This is a genomic window from Methylotuvimicrobium sp., assembly GCF_050611805.1.
Classification (GTDB): domain Bacteria; phylum Pseudomonadota; class Gammaproteobacteria; order Methylococcales; family Methylomonadaceae; genus Methylotuvimicrobium.
The window spans coordinates 1-25,579 of sequence record NZ_JBNGHF010000025.1 but is presented as its reverse complement, the minus strand read 5'-3'; the positions used below and the strand labels follow the sequence as shown (position 1 = coordinate 25,579).

Below are 25,579 nucleotides of genomic sequence, written 5' to 3'. Positions count from 1 at the left end.
TAATTATGAAAAGACTACTCAATACCTTGATACTGTTGTCGCTGCCTTTCGGCGTTTTCGCCGGAGGCGGCGTCAAACTTCAGAGCGCGGATTTCGACCTCAGCGATAAAAGCTCCTTGCAGCGCGGCGCAAAACATTTTGTGACCTATTGTTTAGGGTGCCATTCTGCAAAACACATTCGATACCTCAGGATAGCGCTCGACTTCGATATTGAAAAAGATAAGGTGCTCAAAGATATCGCCCCTGAAGGCGCCAACATCTATGACAAAATGAATTCGGCGATGAACGCTCATGATGCCGAAAAATGGTTCGGCATCATGCCGCCCGACTTATCGCTGATTTCACGGTCACGCGGACCGGATTGGCTTTACAGTTACTTGAAAGGCTTTTATTCCGACTCATCCAAGCCTCTCGGCGTCAATAATGTCGTTTTTCCGGATGTTGGCATGCCGAACGTTTTATGGCAATTACAAGGCGAACAAAAACCGGTTTTCAAAAAAGACGGCGACCAACAAGTCATCGATAAACTGGTCACCGAAATTCCCGGACAACTTCCGGAAAAAGATTTTGATCGCATGATTAACGACCTAGTCAATTTCCTCGTATATGTTGGAGAGCCTGGACAGCTCGAGCGGCGAAGCATGGGCAAATATGTTTTGTTTTTCATTTTCATGATTTTCATACTTGCCTATCTATTGAAACGCGAGTACTGGAAAGACATTCATTAATCCCCCCCATTCGTAAAACAGGGACGTTTTACACGTATTATACTCATCGTAGATGAAAATTCGGCCTCAGGGGGCCCGTCAAAGGACGCCGTAAATACGTCCTTGCAGGCTCTATGCCGGCTCCATGCTGACAAACCTTTACGAGCGCCATGGATGGCGTGAATGTCGATTTTGCAGGAGCAAAATCGACCTAGCACCCCGAGGCCTCATCCCCGGCACTGCCGAAATTTGAAGCGCGAAAGGTATACCTATTGCCAACCGTATCAACAATTGCTGAGATACAAGGATGTAATTAAGGCAGAAAATACGGGAACGCTTTTCTGCACTACTGCCAACACCCTCGGCAGCCCCATAACATACCTTCATAAAGTTAGCCATTTTTGGAGCATAAAGGGGGTAAATTCCATGGATCATTGGCAATGATTCAAATTCATGACTAACTTAATCGCTGGATTTACATCGACCCTCGGCAGACATACTCCACTCCTTGTACACGGCGAATTTTCTTAAGCCGGGAATTGCGGCAAACGGATATAAGCGAATAAAATGTCGAATTTTTCATGATATAATTGCCATTTTAGACTCCGTGTATCCTAATGAGGTTATGATTCGTGGCACAACCAACTACTCGTAAATCCGCTATGACTCTTTTTTCATCTCCGACATGCGCGATGAGCCACGGCGCCCGATTGGTTCTTCATGAGAAAGCCATTGCGGCGGACATTGAATATTATGACATCAACCAACCGCCTGAGGACTTATTGGAGTTCAATCCAACAGGCACTTCGCCAACCTTACTGGAACGCGGACTAGTCCTGTATGATGCGCGCATCATCATGGAGTATCTGGATGAGCGGTTCCCACACCCCCCTCTCCATCAAATGGATCCAGTTTCCAGGGCCAACGCCCGAATGATCATCAAACGTATCGATCAAGACTGGTACGAACTGATGAATGAAATCATTCATTCCGGCGAAAAAAAATCGGCTCGAGCCAAAAAACTGCTCAAAGAAAGCCTGCTTTCCGCAGCCCCAGTATTCGAAGCGCGTCCTTTTTTCATGAGCGACGAATTTTCATTAATTGATTGTGTGATGGCTCCGCTCTTATGGCGCCTACCTATTCTCGGCATAGAAACCGCAACGACCGGTGAAGGATTAAAAAACTACGCCAATCGTTTATTCCGCAGACCGGCTTTCGCACTCAGCTTAAGCAGCGCCGAAAAAGAAATGAACGAAATCCCGAAATGACATCTTTAAAACCCTACTTAATCCGTTCGATCTACGAATGGATCTTAGACAACGAACTTACGCCGCACCTATTAGTCGACGCCGAATACGAAGGCACGGTTTTGCCTGGTAATTTTGTCGAGGACGGTAGAATCGTACTCAACATTAATCCGCCTGCAATACAAGGGCTTACCCTGGGAAATGAAGACATAGAGTTCAACGCCCGTTTCAGCGGCAAACCCATGCACATCCTCGTGCCTATGCCAGCAGTGATGGCAATTTACGCCAAGGAAAACGGCAAAGGGATGATTTTCGACCGCGAAGAAGACTCGGGCGATGATGAGCCGCCACCGGAAAAAAAACCGTCTCGGCCGCAATTGCGCGTCGTTAAATAGAGCAACCACTCAATACTCAAAGTTTAACGGATAGCGATAAAAGTAGTCGAGGTAGCCGGTCGACAACCATGAAGAACGTAACGTTCATAAAGGCCTGGCCATCACCCCGGCAAATGAAAGTTCTCTGGCGGCGGAGGGTGCGGTCACTCACCCGACAGGTCGCCGTTAATACATCCCTGTAGGCTCGACGGCGGCTGTCCCTGCCGCCGACGCCTGTCGGTCGAGCAACCGCACCCTCTTCGGAACCGGAATAGCCAGAACGGAGAGTTGTATATCGAAAAATTAGATAATGAGCCTAAATCTACGAACTTTCACAGTAAAGAATAAGACATCGCCTCCTTCATAGTATACCCCTCGTAGATCAAAATTCGGCACCGGGGTGCTCGTCAAAGGATGCCGTGGATACGTCCCTGTAGGCTCTTTGCCAAGCTCCAGCTTGGGTAACAGCATATTTTAGTTTTTGCGACTATGACTGCCGCCTACTCGGAACTTGGCTTCGGCATGCTGAAGCATCTTGCTAATCAGATGAAAGGACGCGATGGGTATATCAGACAAGAGAGCCTCTTAAACTGCTAATGCAAACATAGCCTAAGAAAAGCCCTCCCCTCTCTCTTCCTTCTGAGCATCGCACAGAAAACTTAACCGCCCACCAAATTCGTGCTGTTATTTTTTATCCGGGGAATACAGCGTCGAAACTTTTCCCGAAGATTTTCCGGAGTCCGTCTGTGCAATGATCTTAGCCACCCCCTTTTTTTTGACTTGATCGATTCTGATAATTTCGTGCATCGGAATGAAAGAGCGATTGACACCCTCGAATTCCACTCTTAATCTCTCTTCTGCAGGATCGATCACAATCGCGCTTTTTTCGCCAAACACAAAGTCCTCGACAACGATAAAACCGTAAAGATCTCCTTGGTATACGTTTTTAGCGTATATCTCGTAAACTTGATCCTGATTGACAAACACGACTTTATAAATAAGTTTTTCCGACATTGAATATACTTGCCTACATTAAAATAAACATTTATGGTTTGCCATTCTAACGCGAAAGCTTAGATTTAAGATATTGCTGCAATCCCGAAAAAAGCCGGTTATTATTGGATGGCGACGTAGATTCGTTTTGCTCAATCTTTATACCGCAGATGAAGGCAAGCAATAATATCAGCGAATAACGGAAGCATATATACCCATCGTAGATCAATATTCGGAGCCGGGGGTACTACCGAAATTTGAAGTGCGAAAGATATAAAAAACCAAATCGCTTATGTCCTTCATTGTAAAAACCGACACTTGAGGCTCAAACCCTTGCGAAAACCCACCACACAAAGCAGGTAACCCTATGGCTTATACAATATATTTATCCGGCGAAACGCATACCGATTGGCGCGACCAAATCATTCAGGGCATCGAAAACAACGATCTGGACATAGAAGTGCTCGGGCCGATTACCGACCTCAACATCAGTGAAAATATCGGTGCTGAAATCTTGGGCCCGGAGGAAAACAATTTCTGGCGCGATCATAAAAGCGCCAAAATCAACGCACTGCGTAATAATCATTATCTCGGTCAAGCCGACTTGGTCGTCGTCCGTTTCGGAGAAAAATACAAACAATGGGAAGCGGCATTCGATGCCGGCCTTGCGATAGGCATGGGGATTCCTATCGTCGTGATGCATGACCCCGAACTGACCCACGCCCTGAAAGAAATCGACGCGACCGCCCTTGCCGTCACACAAGATTCTCTCCAGGTCATCGAGATCCTTAAATATATCTCACAGCAATAACAAGATTTCATGAAAAATAACTTCCAGGAGCTGTGAGATTTGTAGCAGGTTCGGCCTATCCTACATTTTTATCACCGAATCCTAAGAATCGTTGGATTGCGTTAAATTACGCAATCCAACATAAACTCCGCCCCCTATTTTCTTCTAACCGATCGAATAAGGCTCTGATTTGAAAGGAGTCGAATCAGAGAATCACATGCGGTAAGTAACGAGATAAATCCTGAGTGACGATAGCCTTATCTTCACGAATCGAAATTCCTGCCGGCTGATCGTCAACCAGCCAGGAACCGATCAGGGTATGATTATCGCCGAATTTGGGTAATGGATAATAAGCCTGGAAGATAAAGCCTTCTTTGCCGTATGGCCCTTCTGTGCCAAAAAGCTTTTTACCGCCTTTATATAACGACACATTGGCGCCTTCCCTAGAAAATAACGGCTTTTTGACTAACTCCAGTCCTGGACTCCATTCGACATCATCTTCGAAAAAAGCAGGCAAAAGATTGGGGTGGCCGGGAAACATTTGCCATAACATCGGCAACAGCGCTTTATTAGACAGAATCGCTTTCCACAGCGGCTCCAGCCATTGCGTGCTACTTTTCAGCAACAACGGTCCATAGTCTTCGCTGAGCATGAACTCCCAGGGATAAAGCTTGAATATGAGCTCAATGACTCTATCCTCCAAGTCGGTAAATGCCCCGCTTTCCCCTTGCCCAATATCCTCGACATAAACGAAACGATTCGGAATACCCGCTTCTGTAGCGCAATCTTGAAGGTATTGCACTGTTCCCCGATCTTCCTCGCTGTCTTTGCAACAACTAAAGTAAAAGTCGCGGCCGTCGGTCGAAGCATGAATAGATCCTAAACGCTGCACCAGTTTTTCCTGTAAGGAATTAAATTGATCACAGTCGGGTGGCAACTCTCCGTTTCGGACATTGTCTTCAAGCCATAACCATTGCCAGAAACCTGATTCATAAAGACTGGTGGGCGTGTCGGCGTTATTTTCGTAAAGTTTCGCGGGATTGCGGCCGTCATAGGAAAAATCGAGCCGCGAATATAGGCTCGGTTGACGATTTTTCCAGGAGGCTTGAAGCAAATCCCAGAATATGCCCGGTATACCAAACTTTTCCATTAATCGTTCATCATCGACAACTCGGTCGACGACTTCGAGACACATCTGATGAAGCTCCTCGCTGGGTTCTTCGATATCTTTTTCAATTTGCTGCAAAGTAAAACGATAGTAAGCCGTTTCGTCCCAATAAGGTTCGCCATACAGCGTATGAAAGTGGAATCCGTACTCGTGAGCCAAATTTCGCCAACCCGATCTTTCCCGAATGGGCATACGAAACATGTCGCTAGCCGCCCCAACCGCTGCTTCTTGAACTTGACCGGGTCGAGCTCGAACCGCTCCAGGACGATTTAGCCGCAACCGTTGAACCGAAACCGCCGCGAGAAATGGTTCTGGTGACCGGGGGCTTGGATTGAAAGGCATCGCTACCGACGGTTACGTTAGTGCTGCGATTGCTGCCGTAACTTCGACCGTCGGCGGTCACCCAATTATTGTAAAAAGGAGAGCTGCGGCGATAAGAGGTAAAAACCGGTTGGGATTGGTAGCCGCGATTAAAATCCAACGCCCTGGCAAACATAAATCCCGCCATTGCCGGCATAAACCAATTTTGTCCGGATGCATGCGGATAAGTCGTGCAGCGATTGAGTCCGAATTCTGACTCGCAGTCTTGCCGCGAGGCATACTTAGGCGCGGTTTTAGCGGCCTCTTCCTGCGCCTTGCGATAAGCTGCTTCGCAGTCAGCGGCATATTGTGGATTTTCGCTCTTACAAACGTCCAAGCTAGTATAAACCCGTGCATCGCGTTCTTCGTCAGAGCATGCATTTAACATGACACCCGCTACCGCTAAAGCAACCGGCTTGAGCCAAAAACGCGGGCCGTTTTTTTTCATTCGGTCCAAATTGATGCTTTTTGTGCGCTTCATGTGATCGCTCCTCAGTAGGTCATGCAGGCCGCATTCAAAATACCGACCGCAATCGAAAAACCGCCTAAGACCACGCCCGCGGAGATTTCATTATCATTGATGCTTTGCACGATTTTAGGCATGAAAATAAAGCGGATGATGGCAAAAGCAAGCAACTGTGCGATTAATGCGAATACGGACCACAACCAAAAGTCCAGCAACGAAACAGAATTGGAGGCAGCTCCTGCAATCGCGATCGCAAAGCCGATGACAGCACCGATGAAACCAATCGCGGCCGCTACGTTTTTATCCTCCTTGACCAATTTCCATTCATCATGAGGCGTGATCAATGCATACAAAAATTTAAAAATCAGTAGCAAAGTCAATGAAGAGAAAAAATACATTGCGAAATTGCTGAGGCCCATCAGAGAATTTATCAAAGCGTCCACAGTTGACTCCTAGTGTTGTTTTAAAGAAGGGTTGAACTAATCGGCACCAGGCGGCGGTAATACAACAGAGAATAACTTAACCGATAATTGTGATGTCAGCCGACTGCAAATTGATGCCGGTCGCGATAACCAAGCAACGGTCGGCACGCCCGTTTATTATTTTTTCTTCCCCTGAAACCAATGCGAATTCATCCAACGTATCATCGACCGGTCTTTCGTAGAGCATCACGAATTGATCGGTTTCGCTCGTACCGTCGGTTTCCGTATAAGTCGTTTCAGTCATGGCCACCGGCGGCGAGGAATTGCCAACACCTTCCCAAACCCTAAGAAATCGGTGACCCTCAAGTGTATATTCCGGCCGGCTAATATCGGTGTTGATTAAGCGATCCCAATCGGCTTGGCTGCCAACGGCCTTGGTATCGTAAAAATACCAAAGCTTGACGTCTTCGATATGATTTTCCGTCATGCCGCCGTTTAACAGGACTTGCACGAAACTATCGTCATCGGTGTAAAACCGCAAAAGCGTACTATTGTCATCCAATTTGACTTCACCGACCGCCTGAATAAATTGGGTTTTGGCGGCGCCTTCAAAAATAACCAAGGGCTCGATCAGCTTGAGCCGCAGCGCGTCCAACTCAAATGCGCCGCCTAGCCTCAAACCAATGATTTCAGGGCTCCGAATTGTTTCTTCGGCGTCGTTTTTTTTGAACCATTTGCTAAACACACAGCTTCTCCCAATCGAGGCCGTCGATGCGTTCATCGGCAATGTAATAAATCATCGTGCCCGGATGAATCATGTGCGTCAACGGTGGGTTGAGCATGACGCTACCCTTGGCGCCGCCGACGGCAATCAAAATCGCGTCATGTTTTTGTTTAAGCGGAAAAAACAAATCGCCTAATAAAACACTTTTGGATTGAGCCGGATATTTGATCGAATACTGCGTCATGCCGTCCTGAACATTCAACAAGTCCTGATGCAACGCGCTGGAGCCGGGATGCATGGCGGATTTAGCCAGCATCTCGACATCTACCGAAGGCGTGCATTCAATGTTCGGGCAATGCGTTTTCAGCAATTGACTGAGTTTTTCATCATTGAAATAAGCGATCATGTGCGCGCTATTATTACGACTTGCACAATACAGTGCGGTCGTCATCGTGACATCATCTTCTGGCGTATCGATAATGATCGTTGAGGCTTTTTCAAGACATGCTCGATCCATTTGCACGTCATCGTTATAACTATCGACCTTAACGAAATCGATTTGATCAGGTATCGGGTTCTCGATCTCGGCTTTCGCGCACAGCACTATCTTATGCGTTTCTAAAGCCCCAAATTGTTCACGGAGCAGCAATCTGATGAGGTGCAAGGTCCGCATTTCGCCCCAGCCGATCACCAAAACGTGATTGGTGCAGTTTAATTGTTTCAAACCATTTACTCCTTTTTTCCAATGGTAGGCCGCAAAAACAGCGATCCGGCCTAAGAACATCGCAAACAGGCTCAAGCCGAACGGAATCACGAACAATGCGGCCGTCATTTTGCCGCCATGTGTCTTAGGAGATAAATCGCCGTAACCGACGGTCGATGCGGTGACTATCAACCAATACGGAAAGTCCGGCAAAGCCAGTAAATCCGTTTCGCCGCAAAGAAGAAGCAAAGCGTAGCTAATGCTCACATAAAGCAACAAAGCGAGAGCCGCACCTTGCCAACTCAATATAATGCAATGCTGGATAAAAAATCGCTTAAGTTTATAAAGGATGATCATCTAACTATAACTTTCGCACTTCAAATTTCTGCGGTGCCAGAGGATGCGCCGGGGTGCTCTCGGCAAAGGCTTTGCCACTCCCTCGCCTAGCGTTAGGTGAGGGCGCATAGAAACTACAGGGACTTATCACCCAGAACCTAAATTCCATAGCCAGTTGGCTATGGTTAACTGCCTTGGATAATTCATCCAGCACCTAAATACTAAATAAGCCATGATTTTGAATCATTGCCAAAGACCTATGGAATTTAGGTGCTAGGTTACGACGTGCTGTCAAACGAGTTACCGAACCCTCAACAAAGCCCACAGCTCCAGGGTTTTATTTATCCCGAAATCCTTAGCCATTTTTTGAGTATAAAGGGAGTAGCTCATTAGGCTCAACGACCGCCGAGAATACGCTCCAGCTCGCTATCGGCATTTGCGTTGGAACCGGTGATGCCTGCCGCTTTCAATTTGGCCTCAAGCGCGTCGCCGCTTTCCTCGCCAAGCAATTCTTCGGCGGCTTCCAGCTCGGCAGAGCGCTGGTTTTGCCGGTCCTGAATACGCTTTAAGGATTCCGCCGCTGTTTTCATTTTGCTGTTCGCTCCCAAATGCCGAGAAGAAACCGAAACTTGGGCTTTTTGTACCGACTCGGTGGCTTTAACCATGTCGACTTGTTGTTCCATTCGTCGTAAATTCGCTTTCGCCTCGGCAATTTTATGACGCAGCGTTTGCTCCGACTGATTGAATTGATTGACGTATTGCTGCTCTGCGTCCATTTGCTCGCGTAATTCCACGACTTTTTGCGCACATTCCAGCGCCAACTGCCTATCGCTCTCGGCCGCCCTGCGCGCGTGACTCTCATAATCGACAATCGAGGTTTGTAAACCGGATACCTTTTGTTCCGCGAGCTTTCTTTTCGCCATGATTTGAGTCAAAGCATGGTCGGATTTACGCAGTTCTTCTTTCGCTTCCCGAATTTCTTGATCCAATATACGCAAAGCCTGACTATCTGCAACAGCCTCCGCAGCTTCGTTAGCGCCGCCCTTGATCGCAGTGACTAATTTATTCCAAACACTCATAGCTTAAACTCCATTAATCAAATGATTTTGGTAGGCATCCAAAAATGCACGCACATTCTGGAACAGTGTATCGACTTCGATGATAATACTCTCTTCTTTTGACTGACTCGACAATGCGCCGAAAGCCATATAATAATCTTCATCATCGATATGAGTAATAGCAATAGCCGTTAAAGGAAAAACTTGATGAGTTCTCAATATATCTTCATTGAGCAAGGCGCAGTCTTTAATCTCTTTTTTTGCGAATAATACGGACTCGACCAGGATTTGTTCGCCGCTAACCGCTAGATAAGCATCTAGTCCGTCGCCATTAGTGATACGCAAACAAGATTCTTCCCTAGCAACTTGATAACCGTCGCTTTCATTCAATAGACGTTCCAATTCGATAAGATTCCAACTCATAGTTTCTCCTGTAGCATGACATCGGCAAAAGAGCCTGACAAAATTCTAGATGAAGGATTACGATAGCACAAACCTGTTTTTAACATATAAAAGGTAGAACAAAATCATCAGTTTTTTGTGAAATACGACCGAATCTAATTTCGACGATTGAGGAGCTATAGTTCTCGACAGGCGCTCCTCCCCTGCCAAAACCGAACGATTCTTGACCATCAAGACCGTTTATCTATCACTTCGTCTCTCAACACATCAAAATCATTGAATGCGCTTTTTAAGCTAAGCTTTAAATTGATGATCGTAGCCAGTGTGGTGCTAGTGAAAATACAGACCATAATTGCGATTTGATATTTTACGGCTACCCAGGGTTCGCTGCCGCCGAGAATCTGTCCGGTCATCATGCCGGGCAAAGAAACCAATCCCATCGTCGCCATGCCGGCGATCGTCGGATTGATTGCAGCTTTTATCGCATCCCGAAAATATGGCCGAACTGCCTCCATACGCGTTGCGCCTAGCATCAAAAAAGTCGCGTACTCGTTCTCGTTCTTGCGTAATGCCGAATAGAATCGCTCTAATGCGATCACGTTGCCTTGCAGACAGTTGCCTAGAATCATGCCGGCCAACGGAACGACATATCGCGCATCGTAAAAAAGCGCCGGCCGAATTACCCAAAACACCAAAAATGCGGCAGAAAACAGAATACTGAAAGCAATGGCTATAAACGTGACCAACGCAAAATAACGTACTTTAAGGCCCGCTCGACGTAAAATGCTGAAATCGGCGACCAAAAGCATCACCAATATCCATAAGCCATTGAACCAAGGATTGTTGAGTTCGAACAGCCACTTCAGATAAAACCCAACCAAGGCCAACTGCACGCTCATCCGTAAAACGCTAATGCCGATATCTCGGCTCAGCAGCAAGCCAAGCATTCGCAACAATAACCAAGGCAGTAGACAAAGGCCATACAGCAGCGCCATTCGCGGCAATTCGATATCAAGCGTTTCCATGTATTCTTTCCCGAACCAAGCGGCCCGCTTCCAGTTCTAAAATACGATCGCAGCGCGCCAGCCACTCAGTATCGTGAGCGACCGAAAGCACCGTCAATTGAGGGTCGGAAAACACATCGAATACAGCTTGTTTGCTTTCCGCATCCAATGCACTGGTAATCTCATCCAACAAATACAAGCTTTTACCTAATAGCAGCCCTCGCGCCAATGCAATCCGTTGTTTTTCACCACCGGAAATTCGGCTACATTTTCGCTTTAAAATATCGACCGACAGATGCAAGCGATTCAATACTTCAACCAGCCGAGCATCCGGAGGCCTTTGATTCCGATGGGTTTTAAACTGAAAAGGCAATAATAAAGCTTCGCGTACGGTCTCGGCGCCAAGTATGGGCTCTTGGCCGATATAGGCCGTCGCACTTCGGATCATATGGACCGATGCAGGAGTCAACTGCATCTGCTGAAAATAGACGCCCCCGGAGGCGACGGCATGAAGCCCGATAAATGCTCTCAACACGCTACTCTTGCCGGAACCCGACTTACCGCATAAAACTGCTTTTTCGCCGGGGAACAGGGCAAAACTAATATTGGATAGGATGGTTTTTTCACGAACCGCTACCGATACTTGATCGAATCGAATGATTGGATTCATTAAGTTAATGGTTTAAAAGAACATACGCCCGAACTCACTACTTGCCCTATTCACTATTCACTGCTAACTATTCTCTACTCAATACTCAGTCAACCAATAAAACTGGCACGGCTGAATGACCAGTTGCTGGTCGAATTCAGTCGGACGCTTGCCGGTGTATAAATCGCTGATTTGTCCGTAAATGCCAAACCCCGCCGTATTAAATTTTTCCATCTTGATACGCTGCGCTTGTTCGCTGAAATTACAAATCACCAGCACTTGCTCCGAAGGACGATTATGATCGTAACGGATAAACGAAAAAATATGCGGGTTTTCGCACTCGATCAACTGCCGATTATTGAAGTCGGCAAAAGCCGTGGTTTCCTTGCGAATCGCAATCATTTTTTTCAATGCGTTAAATACGGCATGCTCGACCGTACCTTGTTTTTTACGTTGCTCGGCCCGTTCCCAATCGATCTTGGGCCGGTGAATCCAGCGGCTGTCATTGACCTTATCGGGTTGATCGAGATAACTGTGATCATTGAAGGTGGCGATCTCATCGCCGTAATACAGAAGCGGAAGGCCGCCGAATGAAAATATCACGCTATGCATTAATATGATTTTGTTCAGCGCGATATCGATCGCATGCTCGTCGTCGGACTGAAGCGCCGTCTCAAGGCCGGCCAGCGAAGCCAGCGACCCGGCAATCCGCGCATCGCCGGTTTTGTCGTTACGCATGAACGGCACGCCGCTCGCGATCGAGTCCTCATAAACCCCTGTATAGAAATCGACCAGAAAGCGACGATGTGCGACTGGATCATAACCGACATGCCGCACATCGTTATCATCGAAACCTAGGCCGATATCGTCATGGCAACGCACATAATTCAACCAAGTCGCTCGCTCCAATTTATCGGGCAGGCTTTTCAAACCCTGATACAGTAATTTGCTATTGCGCGTCGCCAACGCATCCCAAAGCAAGGCCATCAGCGTCGCGTTATAGGCGATTTCACACTCTTTCGCGATAATCGCGTCCTCGCCGAAATATTTAGTAATCTCGACCGGCGCGACGATCGCCTCAGCAATAAACAAGGATCCCGGCGCGGTTACTTGGCAACAGTCTTTCATCAACTGCAGCAACAGATGCGCTTCGCGTTCGTTTTGACAGGTCGTGCCCATCTTCTTCCATAAAAAAGCAACCGCATCGAGCCGGATAATATCCGCGCCTTGATTGATCCAAAAAAGAATCACGTCGAGCATTTCGATGAATACCGAAGGGTTACTGTAGTTGAGATCCCATTGATAATCATTGAAGACCGTCATCACCCATTTCTGCAGGGTTTCGTCCCAGGTAAAATTTCCCGGAGCGGTTTCCGGAAAAATTTCGGGCATGCTTTGTTCGAACATATCGGGAATTTCACGATTATCGAAGATGTAATAATAATCCTGATATTTTTGCTCTCCTGCCTTCGCCCGCTTCGCCCATTCATGCTCGTCCGAGGTATGATTCAACACAACGTCCAAGGTCAACAGAATATCGCGTTTTCTGAACTCGCTTGAAACCCTCTGTAAATCTTCTAATTTGCCGACACGGCTATCGATCTGCCGAAAATTACTGACCGCATAACCGCCGTCGCTGCGTCCGGTCGGACACTCGAGAATCGGCATGATGTGCACCAAATTGACGCCGAGCTCTTGAAAATAAGAGGTATTATCCGCCACGCCGGCCAAGTCGTCGGCAAACCCGGCACTGTACAAAGCCATACCGACCCATTTTTGATTCAAAAACCAGTTATGATCGTTTTCCCGCGCGATATCGAGTTTCTCCAACTCTTCCGGCCGCTGAATATATTGCCGGGCCAAGGTTTCGACCAACTTGAGCATTTGCTCCTTGAAGTCGTCGCGGCGGCCGTATAGATGATGAAACAGATTATGAATCGCATAAAAATTCGCACCGAGACGCGTATAAAAATGCCGTAAATCCTGCCTGCGGATTTCCGGCTTGAGATCATCTAAAATTTCATTTAATAAGGAATGCGAAATCTGTTCGTACATGGTTAGTATGCGGAGAAAATGTAAAGTTTCGTAAACCGGTAGCGCTAAGGCTCTGCACGGTAACGACTAAAGAATATACCCATCGTGGATCAAAATCCGGCACCGGGGTACCCGTCAAAGGACGCCGTGAATACATCCCTGTAGGCTCTATGCCAGCTCCATGCTGGCAAAGCCTTTGTCGCACACCCCGGTGCCTCCTCAGGCACTGCCGAAATTTGAAGTGCGAAAGGTATAGATAGCTTAGTCTAGATCCCAAGCTGCTATGAACGGTTCATAAAATACAGGATCGCTGACCGTCGCACCTCTTTGCCCGACCAAGGCGGAAGCAAACGCTTGCGCTCGCTCCATCGTGATTTGCAGCGGCCAATCGAGATTGAGACCGAGTAGCATCACCGAAGCGAACGCATCACCGGCACCGACCGTATCGATGACTTGGGCGATTTCGCCCGGCGTAACCCGGCACGACTCACCATGACGATCAGTCGCAAACGCGCCTTGCTTGCCGCTCGTGACGATCAATCCTTGTAATCGGTAAAGCTCGACAAAGCGCCGCATATCGGCCTTAAGATCGCCGGAAACCGGATAAAGCGCCGCCAACTCATGATGATTCAGCTTGACCCAATCGGCTTGACCGAGCCATTCAAGCACTTGGTCTTTTTGCCACCAAGGTTCACGCAAATTGACATCCATGAAGATACGCCCCTTGTGTGCGTCTTTAAGAACGTCCAAAGCCGTCCTTGAAACCGGCTGACGCAAGGACAGCGTGCCGTGATAAAGCAAACCGGGACGCTCCGTATCTTGAAGCTCGGCTTCATCAATATAATCGTAGGCTTGTTCCGGCACGATCGTATAGGCGGGCTCACCCTGCTCGATGACGATATCGACGACACCGGTAGGATGCCGGCTATCCCTTTGCAAACCCGACATATCCATGCCCCACTTATGCATCGCGGCAATGACCGAGTCTCCGGTCGCATCCTGACCGACTCGACTGATAAAATGCGGTTCTTGCCGGAAGGCCTGCAAATGCCAGGCGACATTGAACGGCGCGCCGCCGAGTACCCGGCTGCCATCGGGAAAATGATCGAACAAAACCTCGCCGAAAATAGTGATCGGATTTTTATTCATCGCCAATAATCCAGTGTTTGATTTCGGGTAAATAATGCACAACGCCTTCTAAAATACCGGCACTGTAATTGCCGTTCATTCCGAGAAAACCGCCTTCAGCCAAATACAAGGACTGCTCGGTCGATTGCTCCCGAGCCAACTGCAGCGCCTGCTTGCGTATCTCGTCGGTCGCATTGGCGACCAATACCGAGTTAATCGGGCTGGTCAACACCGGCAGATCGTTACCGCTATCGCCGGCGAAAACCGTGTCATCCAAACAAAAGCCGAGCTGCTTCATTAAAAACTCGACTGCATGAAACTTAGTCGCGCAAGCCGGTAAAACATCCAGCAACCCAGTATGTGTGGTTTCGTCGACACTGTAAATGAGCTCTGCCCGAATCGAGTGCGACGCCAAGCGTTTTCTCATTTCAGTCAACAAAGGCTTCGGATCGATTGCTGCCGATACATAATAACTGAGCTTGAAACGATTTTGCTTCGCGCCTTCCTGTAGCGTTAATTCGGACAATTCGCTGAACAAACGATGCATCTCGGCATGTTCGCGTCCGGCCCAATCCGGTTCGATTTCATGACTCCATTGCGACCACTCTTGCCATTCATGATCGACGACTTGATAAATCGTCGTTCCTACATCGCCGATCACGTAATCCGGCAACGGCAAATCGTATTCGGCTATCGCTTGCTGGACTAAGGCCTGATGCCTACCGGTCACATATGCCAGCGTGGACCCGGAATGCCGCGCCAAGGCCTTGAAATAAACCCTCGCCATCGCCGATTCCGGCACATTGCCGTTCGGCAATAAGGTTCGATCAAGGTCGGTACAAAGCAAAAGCCGATCGGTCATAATTCTGCTCTCAGTCGCTTAAAAATCATAATGTTCTATTGCCTCGATGATACCGAGCGCAAAGGGTTGCGCCGCAAAATAAATCCTCTCGGGCTCGCGTAAACCCGACAATTCCTCGCGATGCCGATTAGCGACGACAACCGCTAAGGTATTACCCTGCATCATGTCTTCATCGGCGCCGGAACCGCCGGCGACTAGAATACGCTCCAACGGCAGATTCCACTGCTGGGCGAAATAACGCAAGGCCAAACCTTTCGATGCACGCACCGGAACGATGTCGAAAAATTGCCCGAAGGAGATATACACATTGACCGCCTGCTCCTCCTGACGCAACAATGTCTGAATTTCTTCTACCGTCGGTGCCTGCTCGGCATCGTAATGATAGGAAATCTTGAATCGGCTTTGCTCGCTTTTGGGCTGTAAAGTCAAACCGGGCAATTCCCCGATAATGCGGCGTATGGCCTTGCTATTCCAGTGATAATCGATATGTCTTGCCCAAGCGCTGTCCGGCGTCATTTGCGGCGAATAGACAATTTCGGTTCCCAAGCTGGTGATTAATACATCCGGTACCGGCAGGCCGTTTCTCTTTAAAATAGTCATCGCCGAATCGAGTCTGCGGCCGGTCGCGACACCGAAAAAAACTTTTTTTCGATTCTCGGCCAAATAAGCGGCAAACGCTTTCAAACCCTCGGCGCTGCCCAATAAACTTTGATCGATATCGGAAAAAACGGCTCGATCGCGATAGCTCAAATCGCCTCGCACGCGCGCCACTTTCGGGAACTCCGGATGATGCTCCAATAATGGCTGTATCGTCTCAAGATACTTTTGTGCATGCGTATTCCAGGAATAGCGTTTCCGAACATTTTTAAGGCCTTTTTCGGAAAATTTTTCCCATTTTTTCGGGCTGCTTAAAATTTCCAGCAACGCATTCGCTATCGCACTGCTATCTAGCGGATCGACGAGAATACCGTTATGGCAAGCACCGATAATATCGACCGGGCCGCCGTTTTCGGTCGCAACCAGCGGCAATCCGCATGCGGCCGCCTCGAGTAAAGTTAAACCGAACGGCTCGGTCAATGCCGGATTGACGAACACGCCTTTCGATTGCGCGGCCAAGCGATAAATATCCGGAACATCCTCCTGTTTGTGGTGCTTAGGGATCGCAATATGGCCGTATAAATCATAGTAATCGACCAATAATAGAATTTCGGTCAACACCGCTTGCGCGCCTTCGTCCATTTCCCGGATATCGTCGCGATTGCCGGCTACGATCACTAAATTCGCTAATTTCTGTAATTCGAGAGACTCGCCGTAAGCATGAACTAACGAAACTATGTTCTTGCGTTCGTCAGGACGCGACAAAGCCAGAATCATCGGTTTTTTAGGATTATTCAAAAAAGGCTCCAGCGATTTGCCAAAGGCTATTTTTACCTTGTTTTCAGGAGGATGAAACTGCTCCAGATCGGTTCCCGGCGGAATCACGACCATGCGTTCCGGCTGATAATAGTCGTAGAGCTCGTATTGTTCGGCAATCTCGTTGCGGGTACTTGTCACGACCAATTCGGCATTGGCCAGCACATCCTCTTCGGCGCTGATTCTTTTGGAAATATGATAACGCTGCTCGATCAAATCATTCGGTAAGCCCATAGCAAGTAAACGACCGAGCTTGTCTCTGCCCAGTGAATGCCCGGTATGCACCAATGGGATACCGGTCAAAAGCGACAACCGCACGCCCACATAGCCGGCGTCGGCATAATGACTATGAATCACATCCGGCATGCGCGGCTGCTGCCGTAACCACTCCAACAAATTGTCGGCGAAAATATCGAGATAATCCCAAAGCTCCTCTTTCTTGATATAGCCTTCGGGGCCGGCCGGAATCCGGACGATTTGCGCGTTTTTATCCAGCGGCTCAAGCGCTTCGCGATAATCTGCACCAACCTCGGAATCATCAACCAATCGCGTTGCTAAATCAACCCGACCTACCGAAGGTTGGCACGCTAAAGCCCTCGCTAAATCCACGACATACTTGGTCTGACCTCCGGTATCGGCATCGCGTCCCAGTTCTAAATCTCGTCCGCGTATCAGGCCGTGAACACTGATCAAAAGAATATAATGCGAAACCTTCTTGCTCGTCATGATCGAACTCATTTCAGCTGGAGATAAATTGTATTCTCTCATTCACGAACAACTATCTCAAGTGACACTAACTTGCGGCATCCACCGGATCACCTTGAACCCTTTGCCCATTATCCTAGAAAAAGCATTTCACCATAACGGTCGTGTAGGCTTGGTATCGCCCCGGCAAATGAAAGTGCGAGGGTTGCTGAGGGTACGGTCACTCGCCCGACAGGACGCCCCGGTGCCGAATTTTGATCTACGATGGGTATAACCATTTTTGAGCATGAAGGGAGTAGCAAAGCAAGTATAAACCTATGAAAATACTATGTTATTATTAAATACCATACTTAACGAAAGGCTTTTCTGTGCTACAATCCTCGACTCCTAAAAACAATTAAAAGGTTTTATTATGCAATTCACTAAATTTTCAACTTTTACGCTCCTATTTTTTGCTTTTTCCGTGAATGCCGATGTTCAGTTAACCCAAGCCGATCTAATCGGCACCTGGCAAATCGATAAGGAATCGGTCGACCGCGAAGGCACCAAATCCAGAAGCTTGAATACTACTTGGTCGTTCAGGGAAGACGGCACTATGGAAGGAAAGTCTCAAGAATCGGACGTTCACGCCCGGATCGATACACTGCGCGCAGTATTGAACTATTCGGTCGAAGACGGCAAATTGGTTAAACAAGCCGCGCCGGGCCGCTCTAGAATGGAAACTTGCACCGCAATTGAAAAAGAAAACGACAAAATGATTCTTAAATGCCGATCGAATTATTTTTTCATGACCAAAAAATAACACGCAGGCAATCAAGTTACGTTGTATATCTATCTCATCAAATTTCGGTATAGCGTATGGGGCTTCGGGGTGTTCAGTCGATTTTTGCTCCTGCAAAATCGACATTCACCCAGCTCCGAAATTAGAATGGTAAAGATTATGTATATGCGCTACGCGCAATGATTTACTTTGTTAAATTTAAAACGATATCGGTTAAGAAAGTCATGCAGAACAATTTTCAAAAGAAAACAAACCATCCCATTCCTGGTCCAGTCGAAGCAGTGCATCGTTAAGAGAACAGGGCTTTATCAAATGATCGAGAGTCTCTTCGATCAAGCCCGCTTCGCTCAATTTGCGTATGCCATCACTCATCTCGAAATCGACTTCGACGCCATAGAGCTTCTGCAAATGATCTTCGATCAACCTATCCAACTGATGCGCCGAACAGCCCTGATGCTGTTTGTGCAATAATAATCCATAAGCGAGTATGGCTTCTTTGCATTCCTCTTCCTCTGCCATTTCGATCAGATTGGACAAAACACCCAAATTGTTGTCGAGATTATGAAAATACAGGCTTTTGGCTAGCACGGAAAGATAGCGGTTACGGCTTGACAACACTTTTCCGGCTTGCCTCCACATCAACCCCATGAAGCTGGCAACCGCCAACAGGATCGCAGCAGGATGCGCGGCTCGCGCCAATTTCGACACGACAGTAAAAATTCCGCCTATGACACCTCCCCCACCGCCAACTCCTATCTTAAACTTATCGAGCCGTCGCATTTCCACGCGGGTATTCGGAAACAACATTTCCAAATCGGCCCGTGGAATGTCTTTGAACAACTTGAGATAGATAACCGAATTATCTCCCTCTTGAGACATTTGCATCTGAAATAGCTGACGCCATTTATCGAGCATAAAGGCTTTGGGATCAGAGAAAAACGACGTAGTTCCCTCTGTTTTCTTTGCCGGTTTCAGTTTTAGCACCAAAAATAATCTTCGATAAATTGGAATTTCGATTGTTTCGGGCGTTAAAAAAAATGTCCGCCAAGAGCGTTTTTGCTCGGTCCGGCTAGCCCATCCCCGATAGTACAAATGTATTTCATCGAAATCGTCGAAATCGATGGATAAATCCAAACCGTAAGGCGAAGTTTCAGATAATGCCTGATTCAGTTCTTCTTGACCAATTGGCCTGTAGTTGGCCTTGGTGATGATGCCCTTGATCTCCTCGATCAAAGTGTTTTGCATGACTTGCAATGCTTCGTTTGAATGCGTTTGCAACAACAATGTCGTGCGATCGGGACTGAACGGTAAATAATTGTGTTTCAGACTTTGCAATTTTGTAAAAAAATGGGCGTGATAAAGCGCAAGAAAAATTTTACAAAACTGTTTGAACAGTCGCTTTTCTTCCTCCGGCAAATCCAACTCGGTCAATAATCCGGCGATTAAATCATTTATATCCACCGGAATGAAATGCTCTAGCATACTCTCTTGATCAAAGCTCATCTCTTTATCTAACATCCTCGCTTCTCCTGTAATAAAGCCTGCGAAAGAATACTGCTTAATGGCCAATTAAACTGAGCCAAAAATGGCCAACAATTTTAAGCCACTTTTTCAGACTTTATTTGTACGAATAAATCTGACAGAGTCCCTGAGTTTTTTTAGGGAGCTTCATGAAGGAGTGGCTGCGACTACGACTTCCCTTGCCCGGACACTCGGCTTCGGCAAGTTGAAGCATCTTGCTAATCAGGATTAATGCTAGCAGATTGTTAAGCGCCCGCTTCCGGCGCTACTCTTTTTTGAACGAAAAAACTTCTAGTTTTTAAGAAATTCGAGCTGTGACTTGACGAGGATACCGGCACAGCAGGGTCTGCCGCCAAAACCCATGGAAGAGTGTTTGATTAACGATTCGCCGGAAATAGCGCATATTCAGGACTTATTAGTCGTGTCCGGCTCTTTGGGCGGAACCGGGTCATAGCCGTGACTGCCCCACGGATGACATCGACCAAGTCTTTTTAACGTCAGCCACAAGCCTTTAAATGGACCATGTCGAGTGATCGCTTCTATCGCATATTCGGAACAGGTAGGCTGATACCGGCACGAAGGCGGCAAAAGAGGAGAAATGACAAGCCGGTAAAAACGGACTATTCCAAGCAACAAAGATTGCACCCCTTTAGTCAACATCGTCAAATTCTCCAAAAATCAAAACAAATTGCGCTTAAGCATAACCCAGCGCCAAACATACTTCTTTCTTACTTACTTAGGAACAAGCATGAAATAACGTCGACAACTTTGGAAGGGTGTTCGGTGGCTCGATTGACAGGTGTCGGCGGCAGGGCAGATTTTTGCTCCTGCAAAATCTGCATTCACGCCATCCATGGCGTTTGCAGATTTTTGCTCCTCGGCAATTGCTGAGTTACAAGGATGTAACGAATGCAGAAAATGCAGGAGCATTTTTCTGCCCTGCATCGCCTAAAACGCCTACTGTTGGAGCCCTAATACACGCCATTCATAGCAATCAGATTCCGCCGTCAAGCCTACATAGACGTATTCACCCAGCACCTAAATTCCATAGCCCATTGGCCATGGTTAACTATTTTGGCTAATTTAGGTGCTGGGTTCACGGCGTCCTTTCAAGCGAGTCACCGAACCGCAGCAAAGCCTAACACTTATAGAAGTTATTTCCTGATTAGCAAGTTTCTTCAGCTAAAGCCCAAAGATCAGCATATCCTTAGCAGGACGGGGTTCGCAAGCCATGCGCGTCAAGCTAAAAACGGCCAACCCACATCACGCTCTTTCCCAAGCTCCAGCTTGGGAAAGACACACCGGAAGCTCCAGCTTCCTGAGACCGACACAACCTCCGCGCATTCTCAATCACCCCCGACTCGCTCGCTCTTTCAATCTTTCTTGATTATCGGGAAGCTAGAGCTTCCTGAACAGGTTACCCAAGCTGGAGCTTGGGTAACAGCATAAAATCAAAACAAATTGCGCTTAAGCATAACCCAGCGCCAAACATACTTCTTTCTTACTTACTGAAAAAGAGCACCTACGATTTATACCTTTCGCACTTCAAATTTCGGCAGTGCCGGAGGAGGCCTCGGGGTGCTCGATAAAGGCTTTGCCAGCATGGAGCTGGCATAGAGCCTACATGGACGTATTTACCCAGCACCTAAATTCCATAGCCCATTGGCCATGGTTAATTTTCTTGGATAATTTAGGTGCTGGGTTTACGGCGTCCTTTAACGGGCACCCCGAGGTCGAATTTTCATCTACGATGAGTATATTGATATTTGAAAACGCTCCGCTTGAGTAACTTTTAGAAAATTTATCGTTTACTGTACCCTCAGCCTTAATTCAAACTTTGGCTGGCCAAATAATCCTCATAATTGCCGTTAAAATCGACGATACCCTGCGGAGTCAATTCAATGATCCGGGTTGCCAATGAGGACACGAATTCCCGGTCATGGCTGACGAAAACCAGTGTTCCGGGGTAGTTTTCCAGCGCGGTATTCAACGATTCTATCGATTCCATATCTAAGTGATTGGTCGGTTCGTCCATGACCATTATATTGTTTTTTTGCAAAATCAATTTGCCGAACAGCATCCGGCCTTTTTCGCCGCCGGACAGCACTTTGACCGATTTGTGAATATCATCCTGCGAAAACAACAAGCGGCCTAAAGTGCCGCGAATAGTTTGATCGTCATCGCCGGGCTGCCGCCATTGGCCCATCCATTCCGTCAACGTAATGTCTTCGGCAAAGTCACCGGCATGGTCTTGCGCATAATAACCGACGCTGGAATTTTCCGACCATTTGATCACCCCGTCATCGGCAATCAAATCTCGCACTAGAGTACGAAGCAAGGTGGTTTTACCTATGCCGTTAGGACCGATCACCGCGACGCGTTCACCGACTGAAACCATGAGCTTGAGATCTTTGAACAAGGGGTCGGCGCCATAGCCTTTGCTCAAACCTTCCACTTCCAACGCCAAGCGATGCAGCTTTTTATCTTGATCGAAACGAATGAAGGGATTGACTCGACTAGACGGCTTCACTTCGTCCAGCTTGATTTTTTCTAATTGTCTGGCGCGTGAAGTGGCTTGCTTGGCTTTAGATGCATTGGCCGAAAACCGGCTGACAAAGGTTTGTAATTCGGCAATTTGGGCTTTCTTTTTGGCATTGCCGGCCAACAGACGTTCTCGCACTTCGGTGACCGCGGTCATGTATTCGTCGTAATTCCCCGGATAAATACGCAGTTCGCCGTAATCCAAATCCGCCATGTGCGTACAGACGCTATTCAAAAAATGGCGGTCATGCGAAATGATAATCATCGTCGAGTCGCGCTCGTTCAAAATATTTTCCAGCCAGCGAATCGTGTTGATATCAAGGTTATTAGTCGGCTCATCCAACAGTAGAATATCGGGATCGGCAAATAAGGCTTGCGCTAACAAGACGCGCAATTTCCAGCCGGGCGCCACGGCACTCATCAAGCCGGCATGCTGTTCCTGAGGAATATCCAAGCCTAGCAGCAATTCGCCGGCACGGGATTCGGCGGTATACCCGTCCAGTTCCGCGAATTCTACTTCCAGCTCGGCAACTTGCATTCCTTCTTCTTCGCTCATTTCCGGCAGCGAATAAATGCGGTCGCGCTCCTGTTTAACGCGCCATAGCTCTTCATGGCCCATGATGACGGTATCCAGTACCGTAAATGTCTCGAACGCAAATTGATCCTGCCGCAAATTGCCCAAACGCTCATTCGGACCGATACTGACGTTACCGGCGGAAGGTTCTAATTCGCCGCTTAGAATTTTCATGAGAGTCGATTTACCGCAACCGTTAGCGCCGATCAGGCCGTAACGGTTGCCCTCACCGAATTTGACGGAAATATTTTCAAACAGGGGTTTTGCCCCGAATTGCATGGTGATATTAGCTGTTGAAATCAAGTTTTTGTCCGGATGTATAAGTGTTGTAAAAAACCGCCCATTTTAACCGGTTTAGCAGGGTAAAAGAGAGTTAATTAAAAACTACGCCCATCCGAGCGAAAAAACGTCTAGTTTTCAAAAAGAGCCGATCGGCTTGAAATAACGAGGTTGCCCATAAGCGCCAACTTAAGAAAGGAACGCGTCGTTCCGCTAGGGATTCACTCCGGGCTATCCTGCCCGGAGCCCTTCGGGTAAATGCAAATCCGTTCCATACGGATTTGTGGCGGATTCCAGTGCCACCGAGACTCTGCGTAGCTTCACATCCATATAACCTGGATATCGACAACCCAACCGAGATGACGAATAAAGCCATAAACGCATCATAGAATAGGCACCAAATTGGGCTTATGCCCATCCCTCTCATGGTGTCAAATAGAAGGTGGAGTAGCAGCAATACTCATTTTAAAACCCTACCCGGAGCCAGGAATTATGCCGTTGAGTCCTTTCAGCATAAACTGCATCAAATGATCCCAGTCGTTGAAAGGAAAATACTGCATTAAAGCGCGAAGATGTTCAAAAAAAGTCCGGCGCGAGGGCAGTAAGCCGCCCACGGCTCGGTAATAGGTATCGACCCAATCCAGCGTGGTATGAAGCAAATAGGCGAGCAGCACTAGCGTGGCCATCAAATTCGCCAAATGTTGTTGACCGTGGCCGAAGTTATGGTCGAAATGATAGCCGTGGTTCTTGAGCACGTTATTGTTTTCGTTTTCAATTTTCCAACGGCACCGGCCTGAAGCCGCGATGTTAATGACCGTTTCATCGTCGTTGTCATGGGTTGTCACCCAAGCATTGCGGTAGAGTACTTTCCCGTCCTCGGTGGTTTCTGTCAATTCGCACCAATTAAGCATCAGGGCATCATCGCTGTTGCGTAGTGGTAGATGGTGCATGTAGCGATAACGCTGGGTGATAGTGTGAGTACCGTTCCAGCGTTTGTGTACCACGACCCGCACCTGGCCGGTATGCTCAAAATCGGCGAGCCAGTCGTATAACGCGGGATGGGAATCCGGTTTGCAGACCAGCAGGAGATGAAAACCCTGCGCGATGGCCCTTTGGCAAAAGTCTTGATGACAATACAGATCGTCGCCGAGCAACATCGCGCCCCATGACGAATAGCGTGCGCCCAAGCGTCCAACCAACGCTTGGCCGCCGCCAGTTCGCAGTCTTGCTTTTCCTGGCCATCTTGCGGGTGGACGAACTCGGGGGGCAAGGGCACAACTTGGGGTTGTTCGGGCGCCACAATCACCGGTGTTACGGCAGTATGCCGATGCAGTGTCTTGCCGTTTTTCAGAGTTTGCCGTGTGCAATGCGGGCAGGAAAGTTTCTCCGAGGCAAAAAAGTCGGTGCCGTCAAGTGCGATGAGCAGCGTATTGCCGATTCGGCGATACGGATTTAAATAACCGTTCTGATGCAGCCCCTCGCTAATTTCCGCGAACACCGGATAGACCGTTTGTGGCGGGATCGGGTCGAGAATGTTCCGGACTTGATTCATGCTGGGGATTTGGTGCACGCCAAACAACGATTGCGCATTATTTTTTCCATAGGTTTTTTGCATGCGCACTTGGTAATCTAAAAACGAGGGGCTTTGGGTGAAAAACACGGAAAAAGCGCTTAACGCAGCATCTTCGACGGCATATTTCAGGTTGTTGCTGGTGGCCGTTTTTCGGCTGTCCGGTAGTGTGCTAAATGCGGCGCGGGTTTGGTCAATCAATGAGCGCGCTGTAAAGGGTACCGGTTTCGTTGAAGGCTGAAAGGGGCTGGCTATAAGCTTCCGTGCAGGTTGAAAATTCAAACATTATAGAGGATAAGGTTTTAAATTGAGAATTGCTGACTATATACGGCAAGAGTGACATCTTCTTGTTTTATCGTGACAAGACGATCTAGCGTGTCATAGTCATAGTTTACGATGAAGCCATCGGGGTAGGTTAACCGGGTTCAATTGTCATTACCGTCATATCCGTATTGCACCGTTTTGCCTGATGGATTGATGGATTTTATCAAGCGTCCAAGGCTGTCGCGCTCATAGAGCCAGTTGCGGTTATTTTCACTAACTTTGGTTTTTATCCCGCTGAGATCATATTCACTCTCAACTGGAGCCCCGTCAGGACGGATTTTCTCGACGAGCCTATCAAGCCCATCGTATGCGTAAGAAAACCATTGCCCGGCCCGCGTCCTACGTTGTGAGTATTCAGTCCCACGGCCATTCTCGTTCCTATGCTCTGTGTGGGAATGCCTGAGTACCGCTCCAGCGGTACGAGACGCTAGAGCGTCTCGGGCT

Annotated in this window: 23 protein-coding genes and 1 pseudogene; 5 read left to right on the top strand and 19 right to left on the bottom strand. The window is 47.9% G+C overall.

Annotated features, from left to right (window positions below):
* The first annotated feature begins 5 nt into the window (after positions 1-5).
* From ACRJJO_RS13175 to ACRJJO_RS13165, 3 genes are all read left to right on the top strand, one after another.
* Complete coding sequence (locus ACRJJO_RS13175; protein WP_404357826.1) at positions 6-728, top strand: cytochrome c1; 723 nt, start codon at positions 6-8, stop codon at positions 726-728.
* Between the two features lie 641 nt (positions 729-1,369).
* Positions 1,370-1,975 carry a glutathione S-transferase N-terminal domain-containing protein gene (locus tag ACRJJO_RS13170; protein ID WP_431066177.1) on the top strand — a complete coding sequence of 202 codons (606 nt, stop codon included), beginning with the start codon at positions 1,370-1,372 and terminating at the stop codon, positions 1,973-1,975.
* On the top strand, positions 1,972-2,349 hold the full coding sequence (locus ACRJJO_RS13165; RefSeq protein WP_431066176.1) for a ClpXP protease specificity-enhancing factor: 378 nt from the start codon (positions 1,972-1,974) through the stop codon (positions 2,347-2,349). The genes ACRJJO_RS13170 and ACRJJO_RS13165 overlap by 4 nt, the downstream gene beginning before the upstream one ends.
* 663 nt (positions 2,350-3,012) lie before the next feature.
* On the opposite strand, the gene ACRJJO_RS13160 is transcribed toward ACRJJO_RS13165, so the two are convergent.
* Entirely contained in the window at positions 3,013-3,342 is a 330-nt protein-coding gene (locus ACRJJO_RS13160; RefSeq protein ID WP_431066175.1) for a DUF1820 family protein, read from the bottom strand.
* Between the two features lie 346 nt (positions 3,343-3,688).
* Here ACRJJO_RS13160 and ACRJJO_RS13155 point away from each other — a divergent pair, with 346 nt between their 5' ends.
* On the top strand, positions 3,689-4,132 hold the full coding sequence (locus tag ACRJJO_RS13155; RefSeq protein ID WP_404357830.1) for a YtoQ family protein: 444 nt from the start codon (positions 3,689-3,691) through the stop codon (positions 4,130-4,132).
* Positions 4,133-4,316: 184 nt separating this feature from the next.
* Here ACRJJO_RS13155 and ACRJJO_RS13150 read toward each other — a convergent pair whose 3' ends face one another.
* The 13 genes from ACRJJO_RS13150 to ACRJJO_RS13090 form a co-directional block, all read right to left on the bottom strand.
* The gene (locus ACRJJO_RS13150) at positions 4,317-5,480 is read right to left on the bottom strand and encodes a glutathionylspermidine synthase family protein (protein ID WP_431066174.1); all 1,164 of its coding nucleotides are present in this window, start codon (positions 5,478-5,480) and stop codon (positions 4,317-4,319) included.
* A gap of 4 nt (positions 5,481-5,484) precedes the next feature.
* Positions 5,485-6,120: a DUF1190 family protein gene (locus ACRJJO_RS13145; protein ID WP_014147126.1), complete on the bottom strand. Its 636-nt coding sequence runs from the start codon at positions 6,118-6,120 to the stop codon at positions 5,485-5,487.
* 11 nt (positions 6,121-6,131) lie between these two features.
* Entirely contained in the window at positions 6,132-6,548 is a 417-nt protein-coding gene (locus ACRJJO_RS13140; RefSeq protein WP_431066173.1) for a DUF350 domain-containing protein, read from the bottom strand.
* A 76-nt stretch (positions 6,549-6,624) separates the two neighbouring features.
* A complete protein-coding gene (locus ACRJJO_RS13135; protein ID WP_431066172.1) occupies positions 6,625-7,272 on the bottom strand; it encodes a YjfK family protein in 648 nt (215 codons plus the stop codon).
* Positions 7,265-8,311 (bottom strand): ion channel, encoded by a 1,047-nt coding sequence (locus ACRJJO_RS13130; protein ID WP_431066171.1) that lies wholly within the window; start codon positions 8,309-8,311, stop codon positions 7,265-7,267. Before ACRJJO_RS13130 ends, ACRJJO_RS13135 begins: the two co-directional genes overlap by 8 nt.
* Positions 8,312-8,685: 374 nt before the next feature.
* Positions 8,686-9,369, bottom strand: coding sequence for a PspA/IM30 family protein (locus tag ACRJJO_RS13125; protein ID WP_404357838.1), 684 nt, complete (start codon positions 9,367-9,369; stop codon positions 8,686-8,688).
* A gap of 3 nt (positions 9,370-9,372) precedes the next feature.
* Complete coding sequence (locus ACRJJO_RS13120; protein ID WP_431066170.1) at positions 9,373-9,771, bottom strand: YjfI family protein; 399 nt, start codon at positions 9,769-9,771, stop codon at positions 9,373-9,375.
* Between the two features lie 209 nt (positions 9,772-9,980).
* Complete coding sequence (locus ACRJJO_RS13115; RefSeq protein ID WP_431066169.1) at positions 9,981-10,775, bottom strand: ABC transporter permease; 795 nt, start codon at positions 10,773-10,775, stop codon at positions 9,981-9,983.
* A complete protein-coding gene (locus ACRJJO_RS13110; RefSeq protein WP_431066168.1) occupies positions 10,762-11,424 on the bottom strand; it encodes an ABC transporter ATP-binding protein in 663 nt (220 codons plus the stop codon). The genes ACRJJO_RS13115 and ACRJJO_RS13110 overlap by 14 nt, the downstream gene beginning before the upstream one ends.
* A gap of 78 nt (positions 11,425-11,502) precedes the next feature.
* Positions 11,503-13,458, bottom strand: a complete 1,956-nt coding sequence (locus ACRJJO_RS13105) for an amylosucrase (RefSeq protein WP_431066167.1) — start codon at positions 13,456-13,458, stop codon at positions 11,503-11,505.
* A gap of 240 nt (positions 13,459-13,698) precedes the next feature.
* Positions 13,699-14,586: a PfkB family carbohydrate kinase gene (locus ACRJJO_RS13100; RefSeq protein ID WP_431066166.1), complete on the bottom strand. Its 888-nt coding sequence runs from the start codon at positions 14,584-14,586 to the stop codon at positions 13,699-13,701.
* Positions 14,579-15,427 (bottom strand): HAD-IIB family hydrolase, encoded by an 849-nt coding sequence (locus ACRJJO_RS13095; protein ID WP_431066165.1) that lies wholly within the window; start codon positions 15,425-15,427, stop codon positions 14,579-14,581. Before ACRJJO_RS13095 ends, ACRJJO_RS13100 begins: the two co-directional genes overlap by 8 nt.
* Positions 15,428-15,445: 18 nt before the next feature.
* Positions 15,446-17,578: an HAD-IIB family hydrolase gene (locus ACRJJO_RS13090; RefSeq protein ID WP_431066200.1), complete on the bottom strand. Its 2,133-nt coding sequence runs from the start codon at positions 17,576-17,578 to the stop codon at positions 15,446-15,448.
* A gap of 379 nt (positions 17,579-17,957) precedes the next feature.
* On the opposite strand from ACRJJO_RS13090, the gene ACRJJO_RS13085 reads away from it, so the two are divergent.
* The gene (locus tag ACRJJO_RS13085; RefSeq protein ID WP_404357852.1) at positions 17,958-18,347 is read left to right on the top strand and encodes a hypothetical protein; all 390 of its coding nucleotides are present in this window, start codon (positions 17,958-17,960) and stop codon (positions 18,345-18,347) included.
* Between the two features lie 201 nt (positions 18,348-18,548).
* Here ACRJJO_RS13085 and ACRJJO_RS13080 read toward each other — a convergent pair whose 3' ends face one another.
* The 5 genes and pseudogenes from ACRJJO_RS13080 to ACRJJO_RS13060 form a co-directional block, all read right to left on the bottom strand.
* Positions 18,549-19,844 (bottom strand): DUF3754 domain-containing protein, encoded by a 1,296-nt coding sequence (locus ACRJJO_RS13080; RefSeq protein ID WP_431066164.1) that lies wholly within the window; start codon positions 19,842-19,844, stop codon positions 18,549-18,551.
* A gap of 408 nt (positions 19,845-20,252) precedes the next feature.
* Complete coding sequence (gene yidD / locus ACRJJO_RS13075; RefSeq protein ID WP_431066163.1) at positions 20,253-20,507, bottom strand: membrane protein insertion efficiency factor YidD; 255 nt, start codon at positions 20,505-20,507, stop codon at positions 20,253-20,255.
* Between the two features lie 1,165 nt (positions 20,508-21,672).
* The gene (locus tag ACRJJO_RS13070; protein WP_431066162.1) at positions 21,673-23,265 is read right to left on the bottom strand and encodes an ABC-F family ATPase; all 1,593 of its coding nucleotides are present in this window, start codon (positions 23,263-23,265) and stop codon (positions 21,673-21,675) included.
* A gap of 530 nt (positions 23,266-23,795) precedes the next feature.
* A pseudogene (locus ACRJJO_RS13065) lies at positions 23,796-25,012 on the bottom strand (transposase); the annotation flags it as partial.
* A gap of 224 nt (positions 25,013-25,236) precedes the next feature.
* Positions 25,237-25,579, bottom strand: a 343-nt coding sequence (locus ACRJJO_RS13060; protein ID WP_431066161.1) for a hypothetical protein, incomplete at its 5' end; no start/stop codon positions are given.